This window comes from Curtobacterium sp. MCSS17_011, from assembly GCF_003224275.1.
GTDB lineage: Bacteria > Actinomycetota > Actinomycetes > Actinomycetales > Microbacteriaceae > Curtobacterium.
Map to the genome: position 1 here is coordinate 142,237 of NZ_QKLE01000004.1, position 20,608 is coordinate 162,844.

At 68.5% G+C, this 20,608-nt stretch carries 24 protein-coding genes; 13 read left to right on the plus strand and 11 right to left on the minus strand.

All coding sequences use genetic code 11. The features are described 5' to 3' along the window. The first annotated feature begins 23 nt into the window (after positions 1-23). Positions 24-977 (plus strand): DMT family transporter, encoded by a 954-nt coding sequence (locus DEJ17_RS04510; protein WP_258366657.1) that lies wholly within the window; start codon positions 24-26, stop codon positions 975-977. Between the two features lie 16 nt (positions 978-993). After that, positions 994-1,395, plus strand: coding sequence for an ester cyclase (locus DEJ17_RS04515; protein ID WP_181421040.1), 402 nt, complete (start codon positions 994-996; stop codon positions 1,393-1,395). 201 nt (positions 1,396-1,596) lie between these two features. On the opposite strand, the gene DEJ17_RS04520 is transcribed toward DEJ17_RS04515, so the two are convergent. The 3 genes from DEJ17_RS04520 to DEJ17_RS17505 all read right to left on the minus strand — a co-directional run bounded on the left by DEJ17_RS04520 (position 1,597) and on the right by DEJ17_RS17505 (position 4,011). After that, complete coding sequence (locus tag DEJ17_RS04520) at positions 1,597-2,241, minus strand: hypothetical protein (RefSeq protein WP_146239619.1); 645 nt, start codon at positions 2,239-2,241, stop codon at positions 1,597-1,599. Between the two features lie 1,165 nt (positions 2,242-3,406). After that, positions 3,407-3,709: a hypothetical protein gene (locus DEJ17_RS17500; protein ID WP_146239620.1), complete on the minus strand. Its 303-nt coding sequence runs from the start codon at positions 3,707-3,709 to the stop codon at positions 3,407-3,409. Positions 3,710-3,759: 50 nt separating this feature from the next. Beyond that, positions 3,760-4,011 carry a hypothetical protein gene (locus tag DEJ17_RS17505; protein WP_146239621.1) on the minus strand — a complete coding sequence of 84 codons (252 nt, stop codon included), beginning with the start codon at positions 4,009-4,011 and terminating at the stop codon, positions 3,760-3,762. 570 nt (positions 4,012-4,581) lie between these two features. Between DEJ17_RS17505 and DEJ17_RS04535 the strand changes: the two genes are divergently transcribed. Further along, positions 4,582-4,998: a hypothetical protein gene (locus DEJ17_RS04535; RefSeq protein ID WP_146239622.1), complete on the plus strand. Its 417-nt coding sequence runs from the start codon at positions 4,582-4,584 to the stop codon at positions 4,996-4,998. 86 nt (positions 4,999-5,084) lie between these two features. On the opposite strand, the gene DEJ17_RS04540 is transcribed toward DEJ17_RS04535, so the two are convergent. Next, complete coding sequence (locus tag DEJ17_RS04540) at positions 5,085-5,654, minus strand: helix-turn-helix domain-containing protein (RefSeq protein WP_110892365.1); 570 nt, start codon at positions 5,652-5,654, stop codon at positions 5,085-5,087. A gap of 149 nt (positions 5,655-5,803) precedes the next feature. Between DEJ17_RS04540 and DEJ17_RS04545 the strand changes: the two genes are divergently transcribed. The 3 genes from DEJ17_RS04545 to DEJ17_RS04555 all read left to right on the plus strand — a co-directional run bounded on the left by DEJ17_RS04545 (position 5,804) and on the right by DEJ17_RS04555 (position 8,671). Continuing rightward, positions 5,804-6,505, plus strand: coding sequence for a class I SAM-dependent methyltransferase (locus tag DEJ17_RS04545; RefSeq protein ID WP_181421041.1), 702 nt, complete (start codon positions 5,804-5,806; stop codon positions 6,503-6,505). A 70-nt stretch (positions 6,506-6,575) separates the two neighbouring features. Continuing rightward, the gene (locus DEJ17_RS04550; protein ID WP_220033608.1) at positions 6,576-7,997 is read left to right on the plus strand and encodes an MFS transporter; all 1,422 of its coding nucleotides are present in this window, start codon (positions 6,576-6,578) and stop codon (positions 7,995-7,997) included. Continuing rightward, positions 7,994-8,671: a DUF998 domain-containing protein gene (locus DEJ17_RS04555; RefSeq protein WP_110892265.1), complete on the plus strand. Its 678-nt coding sequence runs from the start codon at positions 7,994-7,996 to the stop codon at positions 8,669-8,671. Before DEJ17_RS04550 ends, DEJ17_RS04555 begins: the two co-directional genes overlap by 4 nt. Before the next feature lie 60 nt (positions 8,672-8,731). Here the strand turns inward: DEJ17_RS04555 and DEJ17_RS04560 are convergent, their stop codons facing one another. Beyond that, positions 8,732-9,493, minus strand: a complete 762-nt coding sequence (locus tag DEJ17_RS04560) for a DUF3626 domain-containing protein (RefSeq protein ID WP_258366658.1) — start codon at positions 9,491-9,493, stop codon at positions 8,732-8,734. 169 nt (positions 9,494-9,662) lie between these two features. Here DEJ17_RS04560 and DEJ17_RS04565 point away from each other — a divergent pair, with 169 nt between their 5' ends. Then, on the plus strand, positions 9,663-10,340 hold the full coding sequence (locus DEJ17_RS04565) for a DUF402 domain-containing protein (protein ID WP_146239623.1): 678 nt from the start codon (positions 9,663-9,665) through the stop codon (positions 10,338-10,340). A gap of 32 nt (positions 10,341-10,372) precedes the next feature. On the opposite strand, the gene DEJ17_RS04570 is transcribed toward DEJ17_RS04565, so the two are convergent. Then, positions 10,373-10,624, minus strand: a complete 252-nt coding sequence (locus DEJ17_RS04570; protein WP_110892267.1) for a hypothetical protein — start codon at positions 10,622-10,624, stop codon at positions 10,373-10,375. A 97-nt stretch (positions 10,625-10,721) separates the two neighbouring features. After that, positions 10,722-11,048, minus strand: a complete 327-nt coding sequence (locus DEJ17_RS04575; RefSeq protein ID WP_110892268.1) for a hypothetical protein — start codon at positions 11,046-11,048, stop codon at positions 10,722-10,724. A 275-nt stretch (positions 11,049-11,323) separates the two neighbouring features. On the opposite strand from DEJ17_RS04575, the gene DEJ17_RS17510 reads away from it, so the two are divergent. Beyond that, entirely contained in the window at positions 11,324-11,602 is a 279-nt protein-coding gene (locus tag DEJ17_RS17510) for a hypothetical protein (RefSeq protein WP_146239624.1), read from the plus strand. A gap of 157 nt (positions 11,603-11,759) precedes the next feature. Continuing rightward, positions 11,760-12,581: an ornithine carbamoyltransferase gene (locus DEJ17_RS04585; RefSeq protein ID WP_110892270.1), complete on the plus strand. Its 822-nt coding sequence runs from the start codon at positions 11,760-11,762 to the stop codon at positions 12,579-12,581. An 81-nt stretch (positions 12,582-12,662) separates the two neighbouring features. Here the strand turns inward: DEJ17_RS04585 and DEJ17_RS17515 are convergent, their stop codons facing one another. The 3 genes from DEJ17_RS17515 to DEJ17_RS04595 all read right to left on the minus strand — a co-directional run bounded on the left by DEJ17_RS17515 (position 12,663) and on the right by DEJ17_RS04595 (position 14,903). Continuing rightward, complete coding sequence (locus tag DEJ17_RS17515; RefSeq protein WP_146239625.1) at positions 12,663-12,851, minus strand: hypothetical protein; 189 nt, start codon at positions 12,849-12,851, stop codon at positions 12,663-12,665. A gap of 99 nt (positions 12,852-12,950) precedes the next feature. Beyond that, on the minus strand, positions 12,951-14,198 hold the full coding sequence (locus DEJ17_RS04590; RefSeq protein ID WP_110892271.1) for an MFS transporter: 1,248 nt from the start codon (positions 14,196-14,198) through the stop codon (positions 12,951-12,953). 183 nt (positions 14,199-14,381) lie between these two features. Then, positions 14,382-14,903, minus strand: a complete 522-nt coding sequence (locus DEJ17_RS04595; RefSeq protein WP_110892272.1) for a recombinase family protein — start codon at positions 14,901-14,903, stop codon at positions 14,382-14,384. Positions 14,904-14,947: 44 nt separating this feature from the next. Between DEJ17_RS04595 and DEJ17_RS04600 the strand changes: the two genes are divergently transcribed. Beyond that, complete coding sequence (locus DEJ17_RS04600; protein WP_110892368.1) at positions 14,948-16,534, plus strand: long-chain fatty acid--CoA ligase; 1,587 nt, start codon at positions 14,948-14,950, stop codon at positions 16,532-16,534. A gap of 42 nt (positions 16,535-16,576) precedes the next feature. Further along, the gene (locus DEJ17_RS04605; RefSeq protein WP_110892273.1) at positions 16,577-17,446 is read left to right on the plus strand and encodes a UbiA family prenyltransferase; all 870 of its coding nucleotides are present in this window, start codon (positions 16,577-16,579) and stop codon (positions 17,444-17,446) included. A gap of 43 nt (positions 17,447-17,489) precedes the next feature. Here the strand turns inward: DEJ17_RS04605 and DEJ17_RS04610 are convergent, their stop codons facing one another. Continuing rightward, positions 17,490-18,683: an NAD(P)/FAD-dependent oxidoreductase gene (locus DEJ17_RS04610; protein ID WP_110892274.1), complete on the minus strand. Its 1,194-nt coding sequence runs from the start codon at positions 18,681-18,683 to the stop codon at positions 17,490-17,492. A 137-nt stretch (positions 18,684-18,820) separates the two neighbouring features. Between DEJ17_RS04610 and DEJ17_RS04615 the strand changes: the two genes are divergently transcribed. Beyond that, positions 18,821-19,510 carry a hypothetical protein gene (locus tag DEJ17_RS04615; protein WP_258366659.1) on the plus strand — a complete coding sequence of 230 codons (690 nt, stop codon included), beginning with the start codon at positions 18,821-18,823 and terminating at the stop codon, positions 19,508-19,510. Between the two features lie 61 nt (positions 19,511-19,571). After that, positions 19,572-20,543 (plus strand): DUF2382 domain-containing protein, encoded by a 972-nt coding sequence (locus DEJ17_RS04620; RefSeq protein ID WP_110892275.1) that lies wholly within the window; start codon positions 19,572-19,574, stop codon positions 20,541-20,543. The last annotated feature ends 65 nt before the right edge of the window (positions 20,544-20,608 follow it).

Consider the following 20,608-nt stretch of genomic DNA (forward strand, 5'->3'; position numbering starts at 1 on the left):
CCGATGGTCCGACACTAGGCCACGTGAACGCCCTCCTCTACGCCCTCGTCGCACTCACCTGGGGCTCGAGCTTCCTCTTCGCGAAGATCGGGCTCGACGGTCTCGCGCCGCAGCAGGTCGCCACCGTGCGCACGGTGCTCGGCGCCGTGACGCTCGTGGTCGTGCTGCTCGCCACCCGGCGCCGGTGGCCGCGGGAGCCGCGGACCTGGGCACACCTGGCGGTCGTCGCGGTGTTCCTCAACGCGGTGCCGTCGTCGCTGATGGCGTGGGCCGAGCAGACGGTGCCGTCCGGGCTCGCGAGCATCTACAACGCGACGACCCCGATCATGACGCTGGCCGCGCTCGCGGTGCTCGTGCCGTCCGAGCGGCTGCGCGGACGGCAGGTGCTCGGGATCGTGCTCGGCATCGTCGGGGTGCTCGTGCTGGTCGGCCCGTGGGACGTCCTGACCGACCCGGAGGTCCTGGCGAGCGTTCCGGGGCAGGTCGCACTGCTCGGCATGACCGCGTCCTACGGCATCGGGCTCGCCTACCTGCGCCGGGTGGCCGTGGCGAGCGCGTACGACCCGGTCACGCTGGCGACGGTCCAGCTGACGCTGGCCTCCGGGATGCTCCTGCTGGTCGCGCCCGTCATCGCGACCGGTCCGGTGCGGCTGGACGGGAGGATCGTGGCCGCGATGGTCGCGCTCGGTTGCGTCGGCACGGGGCTGGCCTACGCCTGGAACACCCGGCTCGTGCAGGCGTGGGGCGCCGGTCGCGCCTCCACCGTCACGTACCTGACGCCGGTGGTCGGGGTGGCGCTCGGTGTGCTCGTGCTGGGGGAGCGGGTGCGGTGGAACGAGCCCGTCGGTGGACTCGTCGTCCTGCTCGGGATCGCCCTGGCGTCCGGGGTGCTCCTCCGACGTCCGACACCTCGTCCTCCTCGGCGCACCGAGCGACTGCTGCATCCGGACCACCACGCACGCAGCGGCCGCCCGTGAGTCCGACGTCACGTCGGTGTCCGACGCGCACACGGCGACGGACGCCGAGCACGACGACGTCCTGATCACCGGCGAGCGGACCGACCTCCCGTTCGCCCCCGGGCAGGAGCAGGACCCCGGCGGCATGGCAGCACAGATCGCACTGTTCCGCCACGCAATGCCGAATTACACCGTCGAGCACCAGGACGTCATCGTCCAGGGTGACAAGGTCGCCGTGCGCAACACTGTCTCCGGCACGCACCAAGGCGCCTTCATGGGACACGAGCCCACTGGCAAGCGCATCCGGATGCGCACCATCGACGTACACCAGGTCCGCGACGGGAAGATCATCACCACCTGGCACCTCGAGGACTTCGCCGGCCTCATAGGCCAGCTCAACGCTCCCGCTGACGCGCCGACGCCAACCGCCTGGAGCTGACCCCGAAGCACCACCACCACGGAGGGCACGAACTCATCTCTCGCTCGCACCCTCCCCGGCGTCTGTGTCCCGCGTGCCACTGACGAAGTGCCCGATAGCCGATGCATTACCGGGCACCCTCTAGCGGCGCCCTCCCGTTCGGTCGACGACCGGGGCGGGTGGCCGGGTCGCCGGGCGCATCGGTGACGGTTCGCAGTCGGGTCAGCCCTGGGCGGTCGGGTGCGCGGTGGGGGCGACCTCCGCCGACCCGGCGGCGACGCGCGCAAGGAGCCGCTCTCCGAGGCCGGTCATGTAGACGCCGTACGACAGCGTCGCGAGCGCGGCACCGAGCCCCACCCACGACCAGGCAAGCGGCCAGCCCGCTGCGTCGACGATGATGGCGACCACGCCGGCGACGCCCACGAGGGTCGTCCAGGTCGCGATCCAATTGTCGATGGACCGCCGGAACACGCGCGCCATCGGGTAGAAGTGGAGGCCCACGATCACCGCGATCGTCGGCACGATGAACCGGTCGAGGCCGTTCGCTCCGAGGACCCCGACGGCGATCCCGATGAGGACCCCCTCGGCGCCGAACACAGCACCGAACAACGCACTATTCGGCTTTCGGGCCTGGTCGGAGGCGCTGAGGACCGTCGAAAGACGACGTCCCGCGACGAACAGCCGGACCGCCTGCACGAGGAACACCACGGCCGCGACGGCGCTGACGACCATGACGACGGTCCCTGCCGCAGTCGGCCACCCGGTGTAGGTGTCGCTCGCCCACCAGAGCGAGAAGACCGCCATCAGCACCAGGCCGGAGGCGACGCCTGTGACGGCGGTTCGGGGAGGACGTGTCTCGACGCTCATGTCCGCGAGCATAGGGGCCGGGACACGACCTGACGATGATGTGACACGACGTCAGGCGGTGGCCGTTGCTTCCGCGACAGGGAGCTCCCACGGTGCTGCGAGCGTCGCGCTCGATGGGAACAGCTTCGTATCGATCCAGTGCGGCATCTGGGTAGGCGAGCTTGCTGTTTCGGAAACCCGATCCGCTACCGGGTAGTTCGTACCCTCGTGAGCAGCGCGACTCCGGACACGAGCGCACCCCAACCGACTGGGGCGAGGACGACCAGGAACGGTGCCTCAGTTCCGGCAGCGGTCAGCACCATCGCGACCCACAAGAACGCGATGGCCCCGGTCCCCGCGGAGACTGCTCCCATCGTGAGTGCCGCGCTTAGACGCGACACATCTGACGTCAAGGGCACTACCAACAGGCTGCACACCGCTGCTCCGACGAAGCCGGGCAAGAGGCACGACCAGAAAGCAGACCCTACAGAGGCCCACTCGTCAGGTCCCGCTCCAGACCAGTGCACCGGCACACGGGAAGGAACCGTCTCCCAGCTCAGACGAACTGTGACGACTGCGGCCGGAGGCACCCAGGCCAACACCGCCGCCACCACGAGCGCAGCTCGCACGTGCAACCGCTGCTCCGCCGGCGCTGAACGTGTTGCACCCGCTGTCACCATCGCAGGCTAACCCCGCCGGAACGTTGACCGGTAGGGGATCCCCTACCGGTCGCGCTTCGCTCCGCGAAGAGCAAAGCGCCACAGTCTCACGCCGGCGTAGAGCAAGATGATGCCGAGTGCGGTGTTCAGGATCAAGAGGACGACATCGAGGTCCGCGCGAGACAGGCGCACAGCCGACGTCACGATGAAAATCAGTCCGAAGACGAAAGCGCCGTTCCAAGCACCTTCGCGCTGACCACATCCATGCGATCAACGTACTGCTCTCGAGCGCCCGATTGCCGATCCGTGAACGGGCGCTAGGTGTCGCCGATTCGAGCGATCGCGCTACGACGGGGACGCAGGGGGACGTTCCAGGGTCGGAGCGTCGATGCCCTGTGCCATCCTGCACGTCCAGGGAAACGCGATCGGATGCGGCTCGCTGACGGCAAACCTACTTGTCCGAATTGGGAGGACAACGAGGACCGATACCCATACCGAAGCACGTGCCCGTTCGACTGGACGTCAGCTCACGGTCGTTCTCGGATTGCTTCGGGGCTGTCCTCGCGGAGGAAGTCGCCACCGTCGGAGTCTCGTTGGGTCGCGCCGGTGGTTTTCCACTGCTTCCGCGCTCGCGCGACGGTATCGATGTGTGCTGGCTCGACATCGGGCGCTTCTGCGTCGGCTGGCCCCGGGATGACGTAGATGACGTCGGTGTCGGTGCCAACGACTTCACGGAGCCGATGGAGCGCATCTGCCGATGTGGACGCTTCGACGATGACCTCTTCGGGATCGTTGTCACCGTCGGGTTCGTATCCGGTTCTCCAGCGCACACCCTCATCTTCGCGCAGGCGACCAGGCAACTGCTGGGGAGGAGGTGGAGTTATGGGGTGGGGTGGAGTACGCGGTCGGCGTGGTCGGCGATTCGGTCGCTGATCTCCGATGCTGCGTCGCTGCTGACTGCTGCGGAGCGCTGCTGCATGGCGCGCATGAGCCACAGCAGACCGCTGTCCGTGTCGGCTGCCGTCTTCGCCTTCCGGGTGTAGCCAGCGGCGCTGGCTCGTTCCAGGACAGCTTGCTGGCGGTGGGCTTCGGCCTCGGCTCTGCCGCTGTTGAGGACTTCTTGCCAGTTCATGCAGCATCTCCAGTCGGGTCGCTGCTTCGGCGGAAGGTCCGCTGGTGCCCATCGTCCACCACATCGCCGACGAGCGACAGGGGTTGCGCGAGAAGGTGATTTCGTGCAGGGCACCGATCAGCGCTGATGGCCGGGGCGAGGTCGTCTTCTGGCAGAGCACGGGTAGCCGTGGCCAGGGCTTGCGCAGCCTCGCCCTGCACAGGGATTGGATGGCAGGGCGGCCGTGAGGAGCACTGCGGTCGTGCGGCTTCGCGCAATCGGTCGTGATTCCCTTCCGCCAGCGAGGTGGTCCTCCGTATCGTGAACCCTGACATCACCGGCTTACCCAGCCGGTGTTGTCAGGGGCTCAAGCCTTCTGATCCGGTGGGGTGCGCGGACCCGAATCGCTCGCCCCACCGGATGCTCTAGCCACAGCCCCCGCACACAGCGACTGGACGACGGGACGCAGGCGCAGCGTGTTCCAGTAGCCGATCGGCTTTCGGACCGGTCGAGGCGGGCTCGATTCATCTATCCACTTAGGCGAGGTCGCGGTCGATCTGGATGTCGGACTCCTATGGGAGGGTTCTCGCTATGGCGACGTTGCACCTGAGCGATATTGAGACCGCAGTTCGTTCCTCTTGGGGCCCGGACACGTTCCTCGCTTCGGACGAGTACATGGCCCTGCGGCCGGAGCTTCCTTCGCGCGGTCAGTGCGGTACGACGGCCCTCGTCGTTCAAGGGCTTCTTGGTGGTGACCTGATGGTTGCTGACGTGGAATACGAGGACGTGGTGACCGGCGTTCACTACTGGAACGTCACATCCGGCGGGATTGAACTCGACTTGACGAACGACCAGTTCGCACCGGGGGAGAAGCTTCTCAACCCGCGCCAGGTGCAGGGCGAGCGGAACACAGCAGGACCCGGGGAGCGGCCATACCAGGCCTTGAAGCTCCGCGTCGAAGGCGCTCTTGAAGTGATGCGAACGGGCAGCGAGCAGCACGCCCGGTAGCCGATCAGCCGCAGGACCACCGTCGTCTTCCGATGAGTCGCTGGTTGCCAGCGGTGCCCCGACAGGGTCGGCGCACCGTTCGGCGATCAGGGCGCGATGTGCGCGTGCTCGCCAGCTGTGGTGAGGATGGTGAGGACCTCGACGGGCTGGCCATCGGCTGCTCCGATGGCGTGCGGGATCATGGTCGAGAACTCCGCTGCACTCCCGGCCTCGACGCGAATGAGGCGGTCACCCAGTCGCAACTCAGCCGTACCGGAGAGGACCGTGAACCAGTCCCGTCCGGGGTGCACACCCGCTTCGGCTTCGGGCGGTGCCGGTGTCGTGATGCGCATCTTCGCGACCGTGAGGCCGCCCGGGGTGCGGTTGCTCGCGAGCGTCCACATCGTCAGTCCGCGCCGCTCGTCCTGATGCGGCCGGATGACGACATCGGCGTCGTCAACCGGTTCGATGAGCTGATCGAGGCCGGTGTCCAGAGCGCGGGCGATCGGGACCAGCTGGTCCAGCGCGATCCGGCGAGAGCCTGTCTCGATCCGACTCAGGTTGGACGCACTGAGGAAGCTGCGCTCGGCGAGCGTGTCGAGCGTCCATCCGCGCGCTCGTCGCAGCGCGCGGATCCGCAGTCGAACGAGGCGATCCACATCTGGTTCTTGCTCCATGAGCAAGAGCGTATGCCGTAGGGGCATAGTGCTCTTACGGTAGGAGCATGCCTCAGCACGCGCACGATCACGCGGACCCGACGCTCCTGCCTCGCCTGTTGGAACTCGATGCTGTCGTGCACGCGCACGTTCTAGGGCAGTCGATTGCCGTGGCAAGGGCACTCGCTCCTGGCGCCCGCCTCATCGTGGACGTCGGCAGTGGCACCGGAACAGGGACACTTGCACTCGTCGAGGCGTTCCCGGACGCACAGGTGACGGCCGTCGACGTCGACGAGGACATGCTCCACGCGGTGCGCCGTGGCGCCGACGAACGGCAGATCACCGATCGGGTCGAGACCGTTCGCGCTGACGTCACGAGTGGGGTACTCGACGTACGCGGTGTGGATCTCGTCTGGTCCTCGAACGCGCTGCACGAGGTACCCGATTGGGCCGCCGCGCTCAACACGGCGTTCCACGTGCTCCGGCCGGGAGGCGCGCTCTTCGTCAGCGAGATGGACGCGCCTCCCACGGTCCTCCCGGCGGCGTACACATCGCTCGAGTCAGTGCTGCGCGCTGCCGCCGGCGCCGACGGGCCTGCACCGGACTGGTCCGCCGCCATCACCGCTGCCGGCTTCGAGGCTGTCACCGCGCAGACCGTCGAGAGCGACCAGACACTCCCCGCGGGCGGGCCGGGAGGCGCGTACGCAGCACTCGAACTCCGCCGCCTTGCACAGCACGCACTGCCCCGCCTGTCCAGCGAGGACATCGCCGCGCTGCGCCGTCTCACCGCCGACCTGAACGGCGCACACGAGCTCCTCGACGAGGTTCGAGTCCGTGGGACGCGCACGATCTGGACTGCGCGCCGCCCCTGACCGACCCGCACGACGCCGGTGATGACTGGTCACCGGTGATCGTCGCGCCCTGAACAAGGAGGAAACACCCGTGACGACCGATGTCTCATCGAGGCGGTGGTGGCTGCTCGCCGCTCTCGCGCTCGCACAACTGATGATCGCACTGGACACCACCGTGGTCACGATCGCGCTCCCGTCCGCGCAGGCCGACCTCGGCTTTGCGGACAGTGCACGGCAGTGGATCGTTACCGGGTACGCACTCGCGTTCGGTAGCCTGCTCCTGCTCAGCGGACGCCTCGCCGACCGGTGGGGCCGGAAACGGGCACTCCTGATCGGTCTCGCCGGCTTCGGCATCGCATCCGCTGTCGGCGGCGCAGCACCGACCGTCGAGATGCTCGTCGCAGCCCGGATCGGTCAGGGCGTGTTCGCAGCACTGCTGGCCCCGGCCGCGCTGGCACTGGTGTCGACGACGTTCACCGACCCCGCCGAACGAGGCAGGGCCTTCGGTGTCTTCGGTTCGGTGTCGATGGTCGGGACCACCGTGGGCCTGCTGCTCGGCGGGGTCCTCACCGAGGTGCTGTCCTGGCGATGGACGATGTTCATCAACACCGCAATCGCGATCCCAGCGCTCATCGGGGCCGCGCTCCTCGTGCGGAACACATCGCGGACCACCGCGCAGCGACTCGACCTCGGCGGAGCGGCGACGATCACGCTCGGCCTGTTCGCGCTCGTCCTCGGGACGTCGAACGCGGAGAGCGCGGGCTGGGCGCATCCGCTCACCCTGGCGCTACTCGTCGTCGCAGCGGCACTGCTCGCGGTGTTCGTCGTTGTGGAGACCCGTGTCAGCACACCGCTGCTGCCGATGCGGGTGATCCTCGAGCGCGGGCGTGGGAGTGCGCTGGTCGCGCTCGTGCTGTCCTCGGCGGGGCTGTTCACGACGTTCCTCTTCCTGCCCTACTACCTCCAGAGCACGCTGGGGTACTCCCAGGTCAGTACCGGTCTGGCGTTCCTTCCCGTCCCGGCGGCGCTCGTCGTCGCCGCCGTATTCATCGGACCTGCGCTCACCCGACGAATCGGAGCCCGCTTCGTCGTCCCGATCGGCTTGACGGTGGCCGGCGTCGGCGCGCTGCTCTTGATCCGCATCGGGCTGCACAGCGCCTACGCGGTTCACCTGCTGCCGAGCTTGATCCTCATCGGCGCAGGCATCGGGCTCGTCATCGCTACCGCGACCGGTGCCGCCACCGCCCGCCTCGCCGATGCCGACGCGGGAGCGGCCGCTGCAACCGTCAACGCGGCGCAGCAGGTAGGCGGCTCCGTCGGCGTCGCCGTCCTGAACACCGTCGCCGCGACCGCAGCAGCCACCTACCTCACCGCCCACCCCGCAGCCCAGGCCGCAACCCAGGCCGCGAGCGTCGTCCACAGCTACACGACCGCGTTCGGCTGGGTCGGCGCGATCTTCCTCGCCGGCGCCGTCGCGACAACACTCATCTCCCCGAAGGACCCCGCCGAATGACCACCCCCACTACGACGTCCCTCGCACCTGAGTCCCGCCGCGCCACAGGCAGGACCCGATTCGGCGCAGCCCTGCTCATTCTCGGGACCGTGCAGTTCCTCGTCATGCACCTCGTCGTGCAGAGCGCATGGGAGCAGCCCCGCTACAGCTGGTGGACCAACTACATCAGCGACCTCGGTGCAGTGCACTGCGCACCAATCCTCGGCAACGACGTCTGCTCACCCCTCCACGCCGGCATGAACGCCGCGTTCATCGCGCAAGGCATCCTCCTGGCGCTCGGGACCATCCTCGTATCCACCGCTTGGGCGCAGACCGGCCGGAAGCTGGCCTGGCAGGTCATGGTCGTCCTCTCCGGGTTGTCCTGGATCATCGTCGGCCTGATCCCCGAAGACGTCAGCATCACCGGACACTCCATCGGAGCACTCCCGATCTTCATCGTCGGGAACATCGCTCTCATCGTTGCCGGGCGCTCCGGCTCGACCCGGAACCGACCGGTTGTCCGCCGCTCGGCTTTCGCACTCGGAATCACGGGCCTCCTCGGCTTCGCGCTGACGGCGATCGCCATCGCCGACCCCACCGGCCCCGTTGGGATCGGGATCGCCGAACGCATCACAGTGTTCCCGCTACAGGTGTGGGCAATCGTCGCCGGAATCAGCCTCTTCCGTCGGCCCTGACCGCTCTGGCCCGATGGGACCAACGATGACGGTTCCCGGCGGTGTCCGGCAGCTGATGGCTCAGCGAGGCGACTGGCGTCCGTAGCGGGCGATGTAGTGCCAGACCTTCTTCACGTTCTGCATTCGAGCGCCAATCGGCCGGTCCATCAACGACGCGGGCGTGAGGTGCCCCGTGCGCTTGTCCGCTAGCTGGCGGGCGACGGCGACGACGTCGGTCCCTCGGTACCCGGGGTGCGCCTCGATCACCGCCACCGGAACCCGGTACCCCTGATGCCACTCAACCGTCAGGCCGGAACGGACCGCGAGGTCGTGAACGGCGTCATCGTGGAATGACGGATCTAGGACGAGTGCTTCTACGTCGTCGGGTACGGCCACTCCTCCGTGAACGTGGGCCTCCACGTAGTGGTCCAGAGGGTCGGGGGTCGGAGCGTTTCGAGCGAGACCGAGCAGCTGCATGCGGTCGCTCACCCCGAACGTCGTTGGTTCGAACGTGCTGTCAGGGAACGCGAACGTCGTTCTAGAGAGGAGGTTGGGTCGGAGCCGGAAGTGAGCCGATCCGAATCGAGGTGCCGGCCCGTAAGACCCGGCCTCGGCTGAGTCGTCGAGTGCGCCGTACACGGGTCGGTGGTCTGGTTCGTGGTCGTCGTAAGCGCCTCCGAAGATGCGGCTTTCCCAAGTCCATCTGTCTCCGCCGCGATGCGCCGTCAGCCCACCATTGCTCGTCCCGGTGAGGAACTGTGAGTGGTACCGCCGATCGCTGAGGATGGCCGAGAGGGTGGAACTACCGTCGAACAGGGAGTACGGGTGGAAGTGCAGGCTCACGCGGCTGGCATCGGGCAGGGAACGACCTGCGCCTGAGCGCTGCCGGACGAAGCGGATAGCTGACGCAACGGGGTCCATCCTCCATTCGACCACGATCGCTAGACCGTCCGACAGCCGATCGTCCACCGGGACGGGTGAGGCGCCAGTGTTGCTGTGCGAGCATCACAGGATGCACGACGATGTTGCAAAAGACGTGCGGAGCGAACCGTTCCGTGCTGGTGCGTCCGTAGTTCTCCGGAGCCTGCACAGCTTCGGATCCCGCGGCCGGGCAGTTTCGTTCGCGGTCGCAGGTCGAGTGCTCATCGACGACGATGACGTCGCCGTGGTCGCAAGCCCGCTCGGCGCCGCGGTCCGGCGTCGCGCTGGCGTCGGGAGCGGGCCGAACGCAAGGCTCGTCCTCCCCGCCGACTGGGATGGTTCCTACGTCGAGGACGCCTGGTTCGGAGCACCCGTGGTTCGCGTACACCCGAAGAGGACAGCGTGGTCGGTGTGGCGCTGGCACGACGGGACGCAGTGGCTCCCGGACTGGTACATCAACCTCGAGCTGCCATGGGTCCGAACCTCGATGGGCTTCGACAGTCAGGACTGGACTCTCGACGTCGTCGCACGGCGAGACGCCGAGGGTCGCTGGTCGGTTCGGTACAAGGACGAAGACGAACTCGCCTTCTACGCAGACAAGGGCCTGGTCTCCGAAGCAGACCGCTCGATGATCGAACACACAGGCGAGAAAGCCACCGCTGCTGTGCACGCCGGCTCGTTCCCGTTTGATGCGGATTGGACCCAGTGGACGCCGCAACCGAACTGGGTCGCCCCTCAGCTGCCCGCAGGGTGGGATGCAGTCCGGTAGACGATCCCTCGCCGGGCACAGTCAGGCGAAGCTCAGTGGGTGATCGTGTGCACCTCAGCCGCCTGCACGCGACGCCGTTCTTGCCGGCGGGCGTAGTAGGCCGCGCCGAGTTGGATAGCAGCGAGGACCGACCAGCTGATTGCCATGAAGGTGTGGAAGCCGGACGGATCGATGATGGCGAAAATGATCCAGACGGTGGCCAGAGCGGCCCACGCCCAGACAACCCATGGGCGGGGCTTACCGATGAGTCGCTCGAGGGCAGTTCGTCGCGTCAGCTCGGTCATGGGCGCGACACTACCCGTCGAGCTTCGGTTGGCGAATGGTGTCCCGATCGCCGATCCGCTACCGGGCGCGGCTTGATGACGCCGATAGGAGTAGCGATCAGCGTTGCATGTCCATGGCGAGCCCGATCAGGTCTCCGATCGCGACGTCCGAGAACTCGGGATAGAGGCCACGATGCGCGTCGCGTACCTCGGTCTCGGTCAAGCCTCCCGCTTCGCGCAGCGACCAAGCCCACCGAGCCGCGTCTGACTCCAGCTCGTCAAGTTGCTGTTGCGCCGTCTCGAGTTCGTGCTCCGGCACTCCAGGAAACGCCGCTCGTACATCCAGCGGAGCCCAGTGCCGCCTCCGGGCCACTGATGACCGGACCATCGCGTCGTGAAGCGACAGTTGCGCCAGGGTGTCTTGACTGATCCGGTAATACTCCATGTCGCGATCCTAGAGATGGCAAGGAGCGCTTCGGCATCTCGATAGCCGATGGTCAAACGGTCGCCTGTCAGGAGGCGGCGACTGTGAGTGCCAGAACGATGACGGTCGCGCCGATCAAGACTCCGATCGCGCCAGCACCGATGATGCCAGTGCGCGCAAGTCGCGGCCGGAACGGTACTCCGAGCCTGCCCCAGGACGCCTCGTAGATGGCGCGTGAAAGTCCGCGTGAGGTCGCTATTATGCCCCCACAGGCGACGATCACGAAGCACCCTGTGATGACCATCGCGACCTGCTGTCCAGACATTCGGCGCTCCGTTTCCGTTCCCAGGCCACGCTACTCAAATCTGGGACGCACTTGCTTCGAGCTGTCCCGCAAGCCGATCGGCTACCGGACGTCAGCGAGCGGCACCAGCGATCAACGCGATCGCTTCGTCCTGGTCAATGCGATCCCGGCGAAGATGGCGCCGATGACGGCGAGAGCGGCGCTGGTAATGACCCACGGGCTGAGGAAGCTATCGCCGTTGAGAACGCGAGACGTGATCGTGAGTACTTGAGACAGAACGAGCAAGGACCCGACGAGAATCGTGGTGCCACGAGACCACGATGGCTTCTCCTCAGGTTCTTCACTCACGGCCCCATCATGCACCGTGCCGGAAGGAGCAGCGAGACTCGATTGAGGATCCTGCTCCGGGCAGTCTCTACGGTGGTGGGATGCGTTCTCTCGTCAAGCTCGATGACTGGTCTTCATCTGACGTCGGTGCGGTCTTCGACCTGGCTGACGCGTACCGAGAGGGCCGGGGACCAATGGCGAAGGGCTCCGCGGTGATGTTCTTCCCGCCGACGAGTCTGCGCACGAGGGTCACTTTCGAGCGGGGAGCTTCGCTGATGGGGCTTGAACCGATCGTGTTTCCGAACACGACGCTCGACAAGACAGAGGCGCTGCCAGATGTCGCTCAGTACCTCGACAACTGGATCGACCTCCTTGTGGTGCGCCACCATGACCTCGCCGTGGTCGAAGCGTTGGCCGCGACTCACGCGATGCCGGTGGTGAACGCCATGACCGACGAGAATCACCCGTGCGAGGTGCTGTCCGACCTCTACTCCTTACGGCAGCAGGGGGACATCTCGTCGCTTCGCTTCCTCTTCGTGGGTGCCGACGGCAACATCGCCAGGGCATGGCAGGAAGCTGCTCGCGTCCTGCAACTCGACCTGATCCAAAGCTGCCCGGCCGAACTCGCAACCCCGGGAGCTGCGTGGACTGACGACCTGGAGACAGCTGTGCGGTCAGCGGACGTGATCCTCACAGACGGTCCCGGTGCGCACGCTGAGGCCCTCGAGCCGTACCGGATCACGGCGGCGCTCCTCGACCTCGCGCCAGCAGGAGCTCGCTTCAACCCGTGCCCACCGTTCGTCCGCGGCCGTGAGGTGAGTGCCGACGCGGTTGAACACCCCGCATTCGTCGGGCACGACTTCAAAGCCGGACTCCTCCCGGTGCAGCAAGCCGTGATGGCGTTCTGCCTCGGCCTTGGATGACGAGGCGTCCCAATCAACGATCGGCCACCGGACACTCCCGGGCGCCTGGAGGGGCGTCGTGGTCTACTGCGCTTCGAAACGTCATCGTCGCGCGCGCCACGAAACTACGACGCCACACAGCACATAGAGACCAAACAATCCTGCGAGGACACCCCAGACGGCAACGCTGATATCTGCGCGATTAGGTGAAAGTAGCGTGACGACACCGATAGCAACCGCGAACAACCCGATGATGGTCGGCGGAACCAGGTTTCCCTTCATCTTGAACATGCAGAGCACCTCTCCTGTAGCGACGGCGGGTGCGGCCCGAGGAGATCTCGAGCGCGCGCATCGATGTAACCAGACTGCGGCCGCCCGGTAGCCGATCCGCTACCGGACGGCGTGTGTCCGCAGTGGAGAGCACGTAGCGACCAGGACGGCGCCGGTGAAGACTAGGGTCACCGCGAGCAGCGCAACGCCATCTCCAGCAACGGTCATGAGAGCGCCACCACCCACTGCTCCCGCAGCTGCGAGCGTTCGGTTCGCGCTGCGCATCGTGCCGTTCATCCGACCCAGAAGCACGTCAGGTGTGACGGTCTGGCGGAGGCTCATCTCGTTCGCGTTCTCGCACCCCGCAGCAGCGCCGTGCACAGCGAACGCGACGAACAGGACCACGACAGTCGCCGTTGGCGCTGCAACACCAATGCCAACGGTCGCGAGCGTGATGGCCGCCCATGCGATCGGGTAGGCAGCCCGTGCGGCGATGATCGTGCGGCCGGCACCGAAGCGTGTTCCGAGGCGGGGAGCAGCGGTTGCGCCGATGAGCATTGCGATGCCGCTGACGGCGAGGATGGCTCCGTACACGGCCGCGGGGAGCGCGAGCGTGCGGAGCGCGAGGGTTGCGAACACTGTCAGTGCGGCGGCGTTGGCGAGGAACCAGAGGTGCGTGGACAGCGCTAGTGGCGCCAGCGTTGGATGACCGTACGTCCACCGCAATCCGTCAACGATGTCGCTTCGCAGCCGGGCGCCGGCCTGGCGTGCTGGCTTCTGCTCGATGACGCGGACCCGGGCGATGAGGACAGCGTCGACGAAGTAGCTCACCGCGTCGAGGGCGATCGCGACCGGCGCTGTGACGATGCTGACCAGGACGCCTCCGAGGGCCGGGCCGACTGTTTGTGCTGCCGCGTCACTTTGATCCACGCGAGCATTCGCCGCCAGGAGGAGAGGGCGCGGCACGATCCGAGGCAGGAGGGACTGCGTGGCGGCGAAGCCCACGACGGACAAGATGCCGAACACGAACAGCGCCGCCGCCGTCACCCAGAGACTCAAGAGCCCGGTCAACCACAGGACCGGGATCGTGCCGAGGCACACGCCGCGACCGACGCTCGCCCAGATCAGCAGCGGCTTCCGGCGAAAGCGATCGACGTACGCTCCGACGATCAGACCGAACAGTGCGTACGGGAGGAACTGAGCGGCGTTCACCAGGCCCACCTCGAAAGGACTGGCGTGAAGCACCGTGACCACGAGAACCGGAACGGCGACCGCGCTCACCGCTGATCCGAACGAAGACACGGTCGCAGCAGACCAGTACGAGCGGAAACCTGGCACTCGACGCAGCGTGGTCACCTCGTCGTCCATGAGCCAACGCTGACAGAGAGCAGCCCCCCGAGCAAGGAAGCTCACAACAACTACCCCGTCCCGATAGCCGGTCGTCCACCGCTACACGACAGCTGTTGCCCTTGCCAGGTCCCGGTGCCTCCTGCTGCCTGATCTGGGGTATTGCCGTACGCCTGTCCCGCGAAAATGCCCGGTGAAGGGGCGCTAAACGCTACATGGTTCTCGGTGCTTCACGGTGTGCTCGTCGCCGGTGGGGGAGCGCGGTGCGGGGCGACCGAGCATCCGCTGCAACGTGGTGCGGTCGATGCCGAGGTTCCGGGCGACGATGACCTTGGGGACGCCAGTACCGATGAGGCGGTGTGCTTCAGTGACCTGGTCGTTGTTGGGCCTGCGGGTGCGGCCCTTGTACTTGCCGGCGGCCTTGGCGATCCGGATGCGTTGGCGTTGGCGTTCGCGGATCGAGATGCGTTCGAACTCGGCGAATGCGCGGAGAAGGTTGAGCATGAGACGACCGATCGCGTCGTCGGTGTCGCGACTGTCGGCCTGTTGCTCCTTCAGGAACTCGACGGAGGCTCCTTTGGTAGTGATCTCGTCGACGAGGTCGCGGAGGTCGCCGAGGGAGCGTGCGAGTCGGTCCGTAGGTGCGACTCGGACGGCGTCGGCGTCGGCTGCCGGGTGAGACCGACACGTCGTCGCCGGACGCGGCTCCGGGGTCGGTCGTAGGATCGGCTGTGACGACGACGAGGTCGTCGACGAAGACGGAGACGGGCATGCACGACACCCACACCACCCGCGCGACCGCGTCGGTCGCGGCCATCCTCGCCGAGTCGGCGGCGCGCTACCCGGACGACGTCGCCGTCATCGTGGGCGACGTCCGCACGACCTACGCCGAGCTGTGGGCGCAGACCCTGGCCTACGCCGGGGCGCTCCGCGCGCGGGGCGTGACCGAGGGGGCGAAGGTGGCGATGCTCGTGCCGAACGTCGCGGACTTCCCCCGCGTCTACTACGCCACACTGGCCCTCGGCGCGGTGGCCGTGCCCGTGCACGCGCTGCTGAAGCGCCGCGAGATCGAGTACGTCCTGCGCGACAGCGGAGCGACCCTGCTCGTCTGTGCTGCCCCGCTGCTCGGTGAGGGCGCCGCCGGAGCCGAGCTCGCCGGTGTCGACGTCGTGACCGTGCTCGCGCCGGCGACGACCGACGACGGGTCCGCGGTCGGCCCCGACCGGCTCGAGGCCCTGGCCGCGCAGAGCGAACCACTCGACACCTACGTGCCACGGCACCCGTTCGACACCGCGACGATCCTGTACACGAGCGGCACCACCGGCCAGCCCAAGGGCGCCGAGGGTTCGCACTTCTCGCTGCTCGAGCAGGTCAACACGAACCTGATGACCACGTTCGACATGCACCGCGGGGACGTCCTGCTCGGCGCCCTGCCGCTGTTCCACACGTTCGGGCAGACCTGCACGATGAACACCGGGTTCCGGACCGGCGCGACGCTCGTCATGCTGCCGAGGTTCGACGGCGACTCGGCGCTCGCCGCGATGGTCGAGCACGGCTGCGGCATCTTCATGGGCGTCCCGACGATGTACATGGCGCTGCTCGACGCCGCGACCCGCTCCGAGGCCCGTCCGACACTCCGGTACGCGATCTCCGGCGGTGCCTCGCTGCCGCTCGCGGTGCTCGAGCGGTTCCAGCAGGTCTTCGACGCGCCGATCCACGAGGGGTACGGGCTGACCGAGACCTCGCCGGTCGCCACCTTCAACCACGTCGGACGGCCCCCGCGGCCCGGCACGATCGGCACCCCGGTCTGGGGCATCGACGTCGAGATCGCCGACCCCGAGGTCCGTGACGCGATCGTCATGCTGCCGCACGGCGAGATCGGCGAACTGGTGATCCGCGGTCACAACCTGATGAACGGGTACCTCGACCGGCCCGACGACACCGCAGAGGCCATCGTCGACGGGTGGTTCCGCACCGGTGACCTCGGCACGAAGGACGACGACGGGTACCTGACGATCGTCGACCGCACCAAGGACATGATCATCCGCAACGGCTACAACGTGTACCCGCGGCAGGTGGAGGAGGTCCTCGCCACCCACCCCGACGTCGCGATGGCCGCGGTGTTCGGCGTGCCGCACGCGGTGCACGGACAGGAGATCGAGGCCGCGGTGGTCCTGCACGCGGGCGCGTCCGTCGAGCCGCAGGTCCTGGTCGACTTCGTCGCCGCCGAGATCGCCGCGTACAAGTACCCCCGGGTGGTGCACGTCCTCGACGCGCTGCCGCTCGGTCCGAGCGGCAAGGTGCTCAAGCGCGAACTCGTCGACCGTTTCGGCGTCGCGGTGACGGCGGTTCCGTGATCCGTCCCTCGACCGCGCAGGGGCGGTCCGTACGCTGACCGGGTGACCGCCAGCAGCGCCCCTTCGACCGCCCGACTGCTCTTCGCGTCGTCGCATCCCGGGCCCACCGTCACCGTGACCGTCCTCGCCGCGGTGATCGCCGCAGCCGTCGGACACCCGGTGTGGCTCGTGGCCCTGGTGGCGCTGACGGTCGTCGCCGGGCAGCTGTCGATCGGCCTGGCGAACGACTGGATCGACGCGGACCGCGACCGGGCCGTCGGGCGGAGCGACAAGCCGGTGGCCCGCGGGCTCATCGCCGTCGGCACGGTCCGCACGGCCGCGTACGCCACGGCCGGGGCCGCCGTGGTGCTCTCGCTGTTCCTGGGTCCCGTCGCCGCGGTCGCGCACCTGGTGCTCGTCGCAGCGGGGTGGGCCTACGACGCCGGGCTGAAGCGTTCGGTGTGGTCGGTGGCGCCGTTCGTCGTCGCGTTCGGGCTGCTGCCCGTCGTGTCCGTCGCCGCCGGGCACGAAGGGCAGTGGCCGGCGTGGTGGGCGATCGCCACGGGTGCCGTCTTCGGGATCGCCATCCACTGCACGAACGTGCTCCCCGACCTGGTCGACGACGCCGCCACCGGTGTCCGGGGGTTCCCGCACCGGCTCGGGCTCCGTGGCGCGGGGATCGTCGCGTTCGCGTCGCTCGTCGTCGCGGCCGCCCTGGTGCTCGGCGGACAGGTGCTCGGCGACGACCCGGTGCGGGGCCTCGGGGTCGTGCTCGCGGTCCTCGGTGCCGTCGTGGTGGCCGGGCTCGCGGTCGTCGGCGTCCGGTTGGTGCTCGCGGGACGGGCATCACGCATCCTGTTCCGGCTGGTCATCGCGTCGTCCCTCGTGCTCGTCGTCGAGCTCGGCTTCGCGGGCGCGCGACTCGTCGCCTGACGACGCGGAACACGCTGCGCGCCTGTGGGCCGGACGCGAGCCGTCAGGCCCAGCGCATCGCGTAGAGCCGGGCCAGGCCGTGCGCGGTCGGCAGTGCCAGGGCGGTCCGGAGCAGCGCCTCCCGGCCGGTCGCCGTGACGGAGCCGAGCGGACGGCCGAGGGCCATGTTCACCTCGGCCTGCCGGGCCGCACGACGGGCGGCTGCTTGACGGCGGGCGGCGTATCTCGGCCAAGGACCGGCGACTCCGGTGCGGACCGCACCCGCGAGCAGCGGCGCCAGCTCGGCGGCGTCGAGCCAACCGAGGTTCATGCCCTGCCCGCCGATCGGGCTGATCTCGTGGGCGGCGTCCCCGATGAGCACGACCCGGCCGACGCCCACGCGGTCGGCGGTGCGACGGCGTACCCGGAAGCCGCTGGTCATCGAGCAGCTCACGGGGTCGGGGACGACGCCGGTGCGGTCCGCGACGAGCCTGGCCAGGCGTGTGACGACCACGGGGTCCGGAGCGGCCGTCGCGCCGCGTTCCGCCGCCGCGAAGGCGTCGTCGTCCGGCACCAGGGCGACGTACCGGCGCCGTGCGCCCGGCAGCGGGAAGGACTCGACGACGCCGTCCGGGCCGACGTCGACCAGTGCGGCGGACCGGGCCGACGGCTCCTCTGGATCGGCGAAGTCGCCCATCACGTAGCGGTCCGGGTACTCGCGTCCGGTCGTGCCGATGCCGAGCAGGTCGCGGACGACACTCCGGGCACCGTCGGCACCGACGACGAAGCCCGCGCGGATCGTCACCGTGTCGCCGTCCGGTCCGGTCCCGGTGGCGTCGACGTGGTCGGTGTGCCGGGACAGCGCGGTCAGGGTGGTCCCGGTCTGCAGGGCGTCCGGTGCGCTGGTGCCGAGCCGTGCACGGAGCAGGGACTCGGTGCGGTGCTGGTCGAGGGTGGCCACGTACGGATGGGTCGGCGAGGCTCGCTCGAAGCGCAGGGTGCCGAGGGTCCGCCCGCGGCTCCGGGCCACTCCGGCGTGCACCAGCGAGGCCTCGGCGAGCACCGCGGCGTCGACCCCGATCGCGGCGAACGCGTCGAGGGACGGCGGGTGGATGCCGATGGCCCGCGAACCGGTCGGGGGTTCGGCCCGTCGTTCCCACACACGGACGTCGACACCCCGCGTGGCGAGGAGCGTCGCCAGGAACAGGCCGACGGGCCCACCTCCGACGACCAGGACGTCCGTTCGTTCCGCGTTCACGGGCCGAGCCTACGGAGCGACGGTGCCGCCGGGCCGGATGTACCGAGAGCGCAGTCCGGTGCGGCGTCTGTCCGGCCTCACACGTGCGCCGGAGTTGCCTTCCGCCGAGGGGACGACCAGCACCTCGGAGGTTGACCATGAGCACACCCGACGACCGCACCCGACCCGACGTCGATGCCGCACGGCGGGACGCGGGGACCGGACCGGCGCACGACGACGGCGGCGCGACCCGAGCCGTCCCGGCGGAACGCGGCGCGACCCAGCGCGAGACCGTGCTCGAGCGCGAGAAGGAGGAGTTCTCCGGCTTCAAGTGGGGATCGGCCTTCTTCGGTTGGCTCACCGCGACGGGCACCGCCCTCATCCTGACGGCGATCCTCAGCGCGGTGGGCGCCGGGGTCGGGCTCGGCCAGAACGGCGGCGACGTCGACGACGCGGCGAAGGACGTGACCCGGAACGGTGACGTGGTCGGGATCGTCGGCGCGATCGCCCTGGCCGTGATCCTCTTCGTCGCCTACCTGTGCGGCGGGTACGTCGCCGGACGGATGGCCCGGTTCGCCGGTGCGAAGCAGGGCATCGCCGTGTGGATCTGGGCGGTCGTCATCGCCGTCGTCGTGGCGGTGGTCACCGCCGTCGCGGGGTCGCAGTTCAACGTCCTCGGCAACCTCAACAGCTTCCCGCGGATCCCGATCGACGAGGGCACCCTCACCGTGACGGGCATCGTTACGGCGGTCGTCGTCGCCGTCATCAGCCTGGTGGGGGCCGTCCTCGGCGGGGTCCTCGGCATGCGCTACCACCGCCGGGTCGACCGCGTCGGCCTCGGCCGCTGAGTGCCGGCCGACACGACCGCAGGACGGCACGTCAGCACGTCAGCACGGAAGGGAACACACCATGATCGACTCCACGAACCTGAACAGCGTCTTCGGCGCCCAGGTCACCGATCCGGACGGTGCCAAGGTCGGCACCGTCAAGCAGGTCTACGTCGACCAGCAGGACGGACACCCGCTCTTCGCGAGCGTCAGCACCGGGCTCTTCGGGCGGTCCGAGTCCTTCGTGCCGCTCGAGGGCGCCGACCTCAGTGGGGACGAACTCCGCGTGGCCTACGGCAAGGACCAGATCAAGGACGCTCCGCGGGTGGAAGGTGACGGCGAGCTCAGCGACGAGGAGCAGGACCGCGTCTTCGACCACTACGGGATCGGCGGCGGGCACCGAACCGGGCAGCAGGCCGGGTACCAAACCGGGCAGCAGGCCGGGTACCAAACCGGGCAGCAGGCCGGGCAGCAGGCACGGCGGGAGACAGGCCAGCAAGCCGACCAGCAGACCGGCAGGACCTCCGACGCGACCGATGCGACGACCGGTACCGACCCCGACCTGACGGCGGGCGCTGCCGGCCGCGACACGTCCGGATCGACCGGGCAGGGTTCGTCCGCGTCGACCGGGCAGGGCACGACCCGCTCGGCCGGACACGACACCTCGGGTCCGGACACCGACGACGCGATGACCCGCTCCGAGGAACGCCTCGAGGTCGGTACCGAGCAGGTCCCCGCCGGCCGCGTCCGACTCCGCAAGCACGTCGTCACCGAGCAGCAGAACGTCACGGTGCCGGTGCAGCACGAGGAGCTCCGCGTCGAGACGGAGCCGATCACCGACGCGAATGCCGGTGCGGCGCTCGACGGCCCGGCCTTGTCGGACGAGCAGCACGAGGTGACGCTGAACGAGGAACGCGTCGTCGTCGACAAGGAGACCGTCCCGGTCGAGCGGGTCCGGGTCGGCAAGGAGACCGTGACCGAGCAGCAGCAGGTCTCCGAGGACGTCTCCCACGAGGAGATCGACCTCGACCAGGACGGCACGACGCGTCGCTGAAGCGTCGCCGACGCGTTCGGGGACCGAGAACGCGAGAGCGGACGGACGGGAGGCGCGGTGCCAGT

Coding starts and splice junctions, on each gene's coding strand:
- DEJ17_RS04615 (WP_258366659.1), top strand. CDS start 18,821: ATGAGCACACCCGACGACCGCACCCGACCCGACGTCGATGCCGCACGG.
- DEJ17_RS17510 (WP_146239624.1), top strand. CDS start 11,324: ATGACCATCGCGACCTGCTGTCCAGACATTCGGCGCTCCGTTTCCGTT.
- DEJ17_RS04575 (WP_110892268.1), bottom strand. CDS start 11,048: ATGGAGTATTACCGGATCAGTCAAGACACCCTGGCGCAACTGTCGCTT.
- DEJ17_RS04570 (WP_110892267.1), bottom strand. CDS start 10,624: ATGACCGAGCTGACGCGACGAACTGCCCTCGAGCGACTCATCGGTAAG.
- DEJ17_RS04535 (WP_146239622.1), top strand. CDS start 4,582: ATGGCGACGTTGCACCTGAGCGATATTGAGACCGCAGTTCGTTCCTCT.
- DEJ17_RS04565 (WP_146239623.1), top strand. CDS start 9,663: ATGCACGACGATGTTGCAAAAGACGTGCGGAGCGAACCGTTCCGTGCT.
- DEJ17_RS17505 (WP_146239621.1), bottom strand. CDS start 4,011: ATGAACTGGCAAGAAGTCCTCAACAGCGGCAGAGCCGAGGCCGAAGCC.
- DEJ17_RS04540 (WP_110892365.1), bottom strand. CDS start 5,654: ATGGAGCAAGAACCAGATGTGGATCGCCTCGTTCGACTGCGGATCCGC.
- DEJ17_RS04600 (WP_110892368.1), top strand. CDS start 14,948: ATGCACGACACCCACACCACCCGCGCGACCGCGTCGGTCGCGGCCATC.
- DEJ17_RS04620 (WP_110892275.1), top strand. CDS start 19,572: ATGATCGACTCCACGAACCTGAACAGCGTCTTCGGCGCCCAGGTCACC.
- DEJ17_RS04585 (WP_110892270.1), top strand. CDS start 11,760: ATGCGTTCTCTCGTCAAGCTCGATGACTGGTCTTCATCTGACGTCGGT.
- DEJ17_RS04590 (WP_110892271.1), bottom strand. CDS start 14,198: ATGGACGACGAGGTGACCACGCTGCGTCGAGTGCCAGGTTTCCGCTCG.
- DEJ17_RS17515 (WP_146239625.1), bottom strand. CDS start 12,851: ATGTTCAAGATGAAGGGAAACCTGGTTCCGCCGACCATCATCGGGTTG.
- DEJ17_RS04555 (WP_110892265.1), top strand. CDS start 7,994: ATGACCACCCCCACTACGACGTCCCTCGCACCTGAGTCCCGCCGCGCC.
- DEJ17_RS04520 (WP_146239619.1), bottom strand. CDS start 2,241: ATGAGCGTCGAGACACGTCCTCCCCGAACCGCCGTCACAGGCGTCGCC.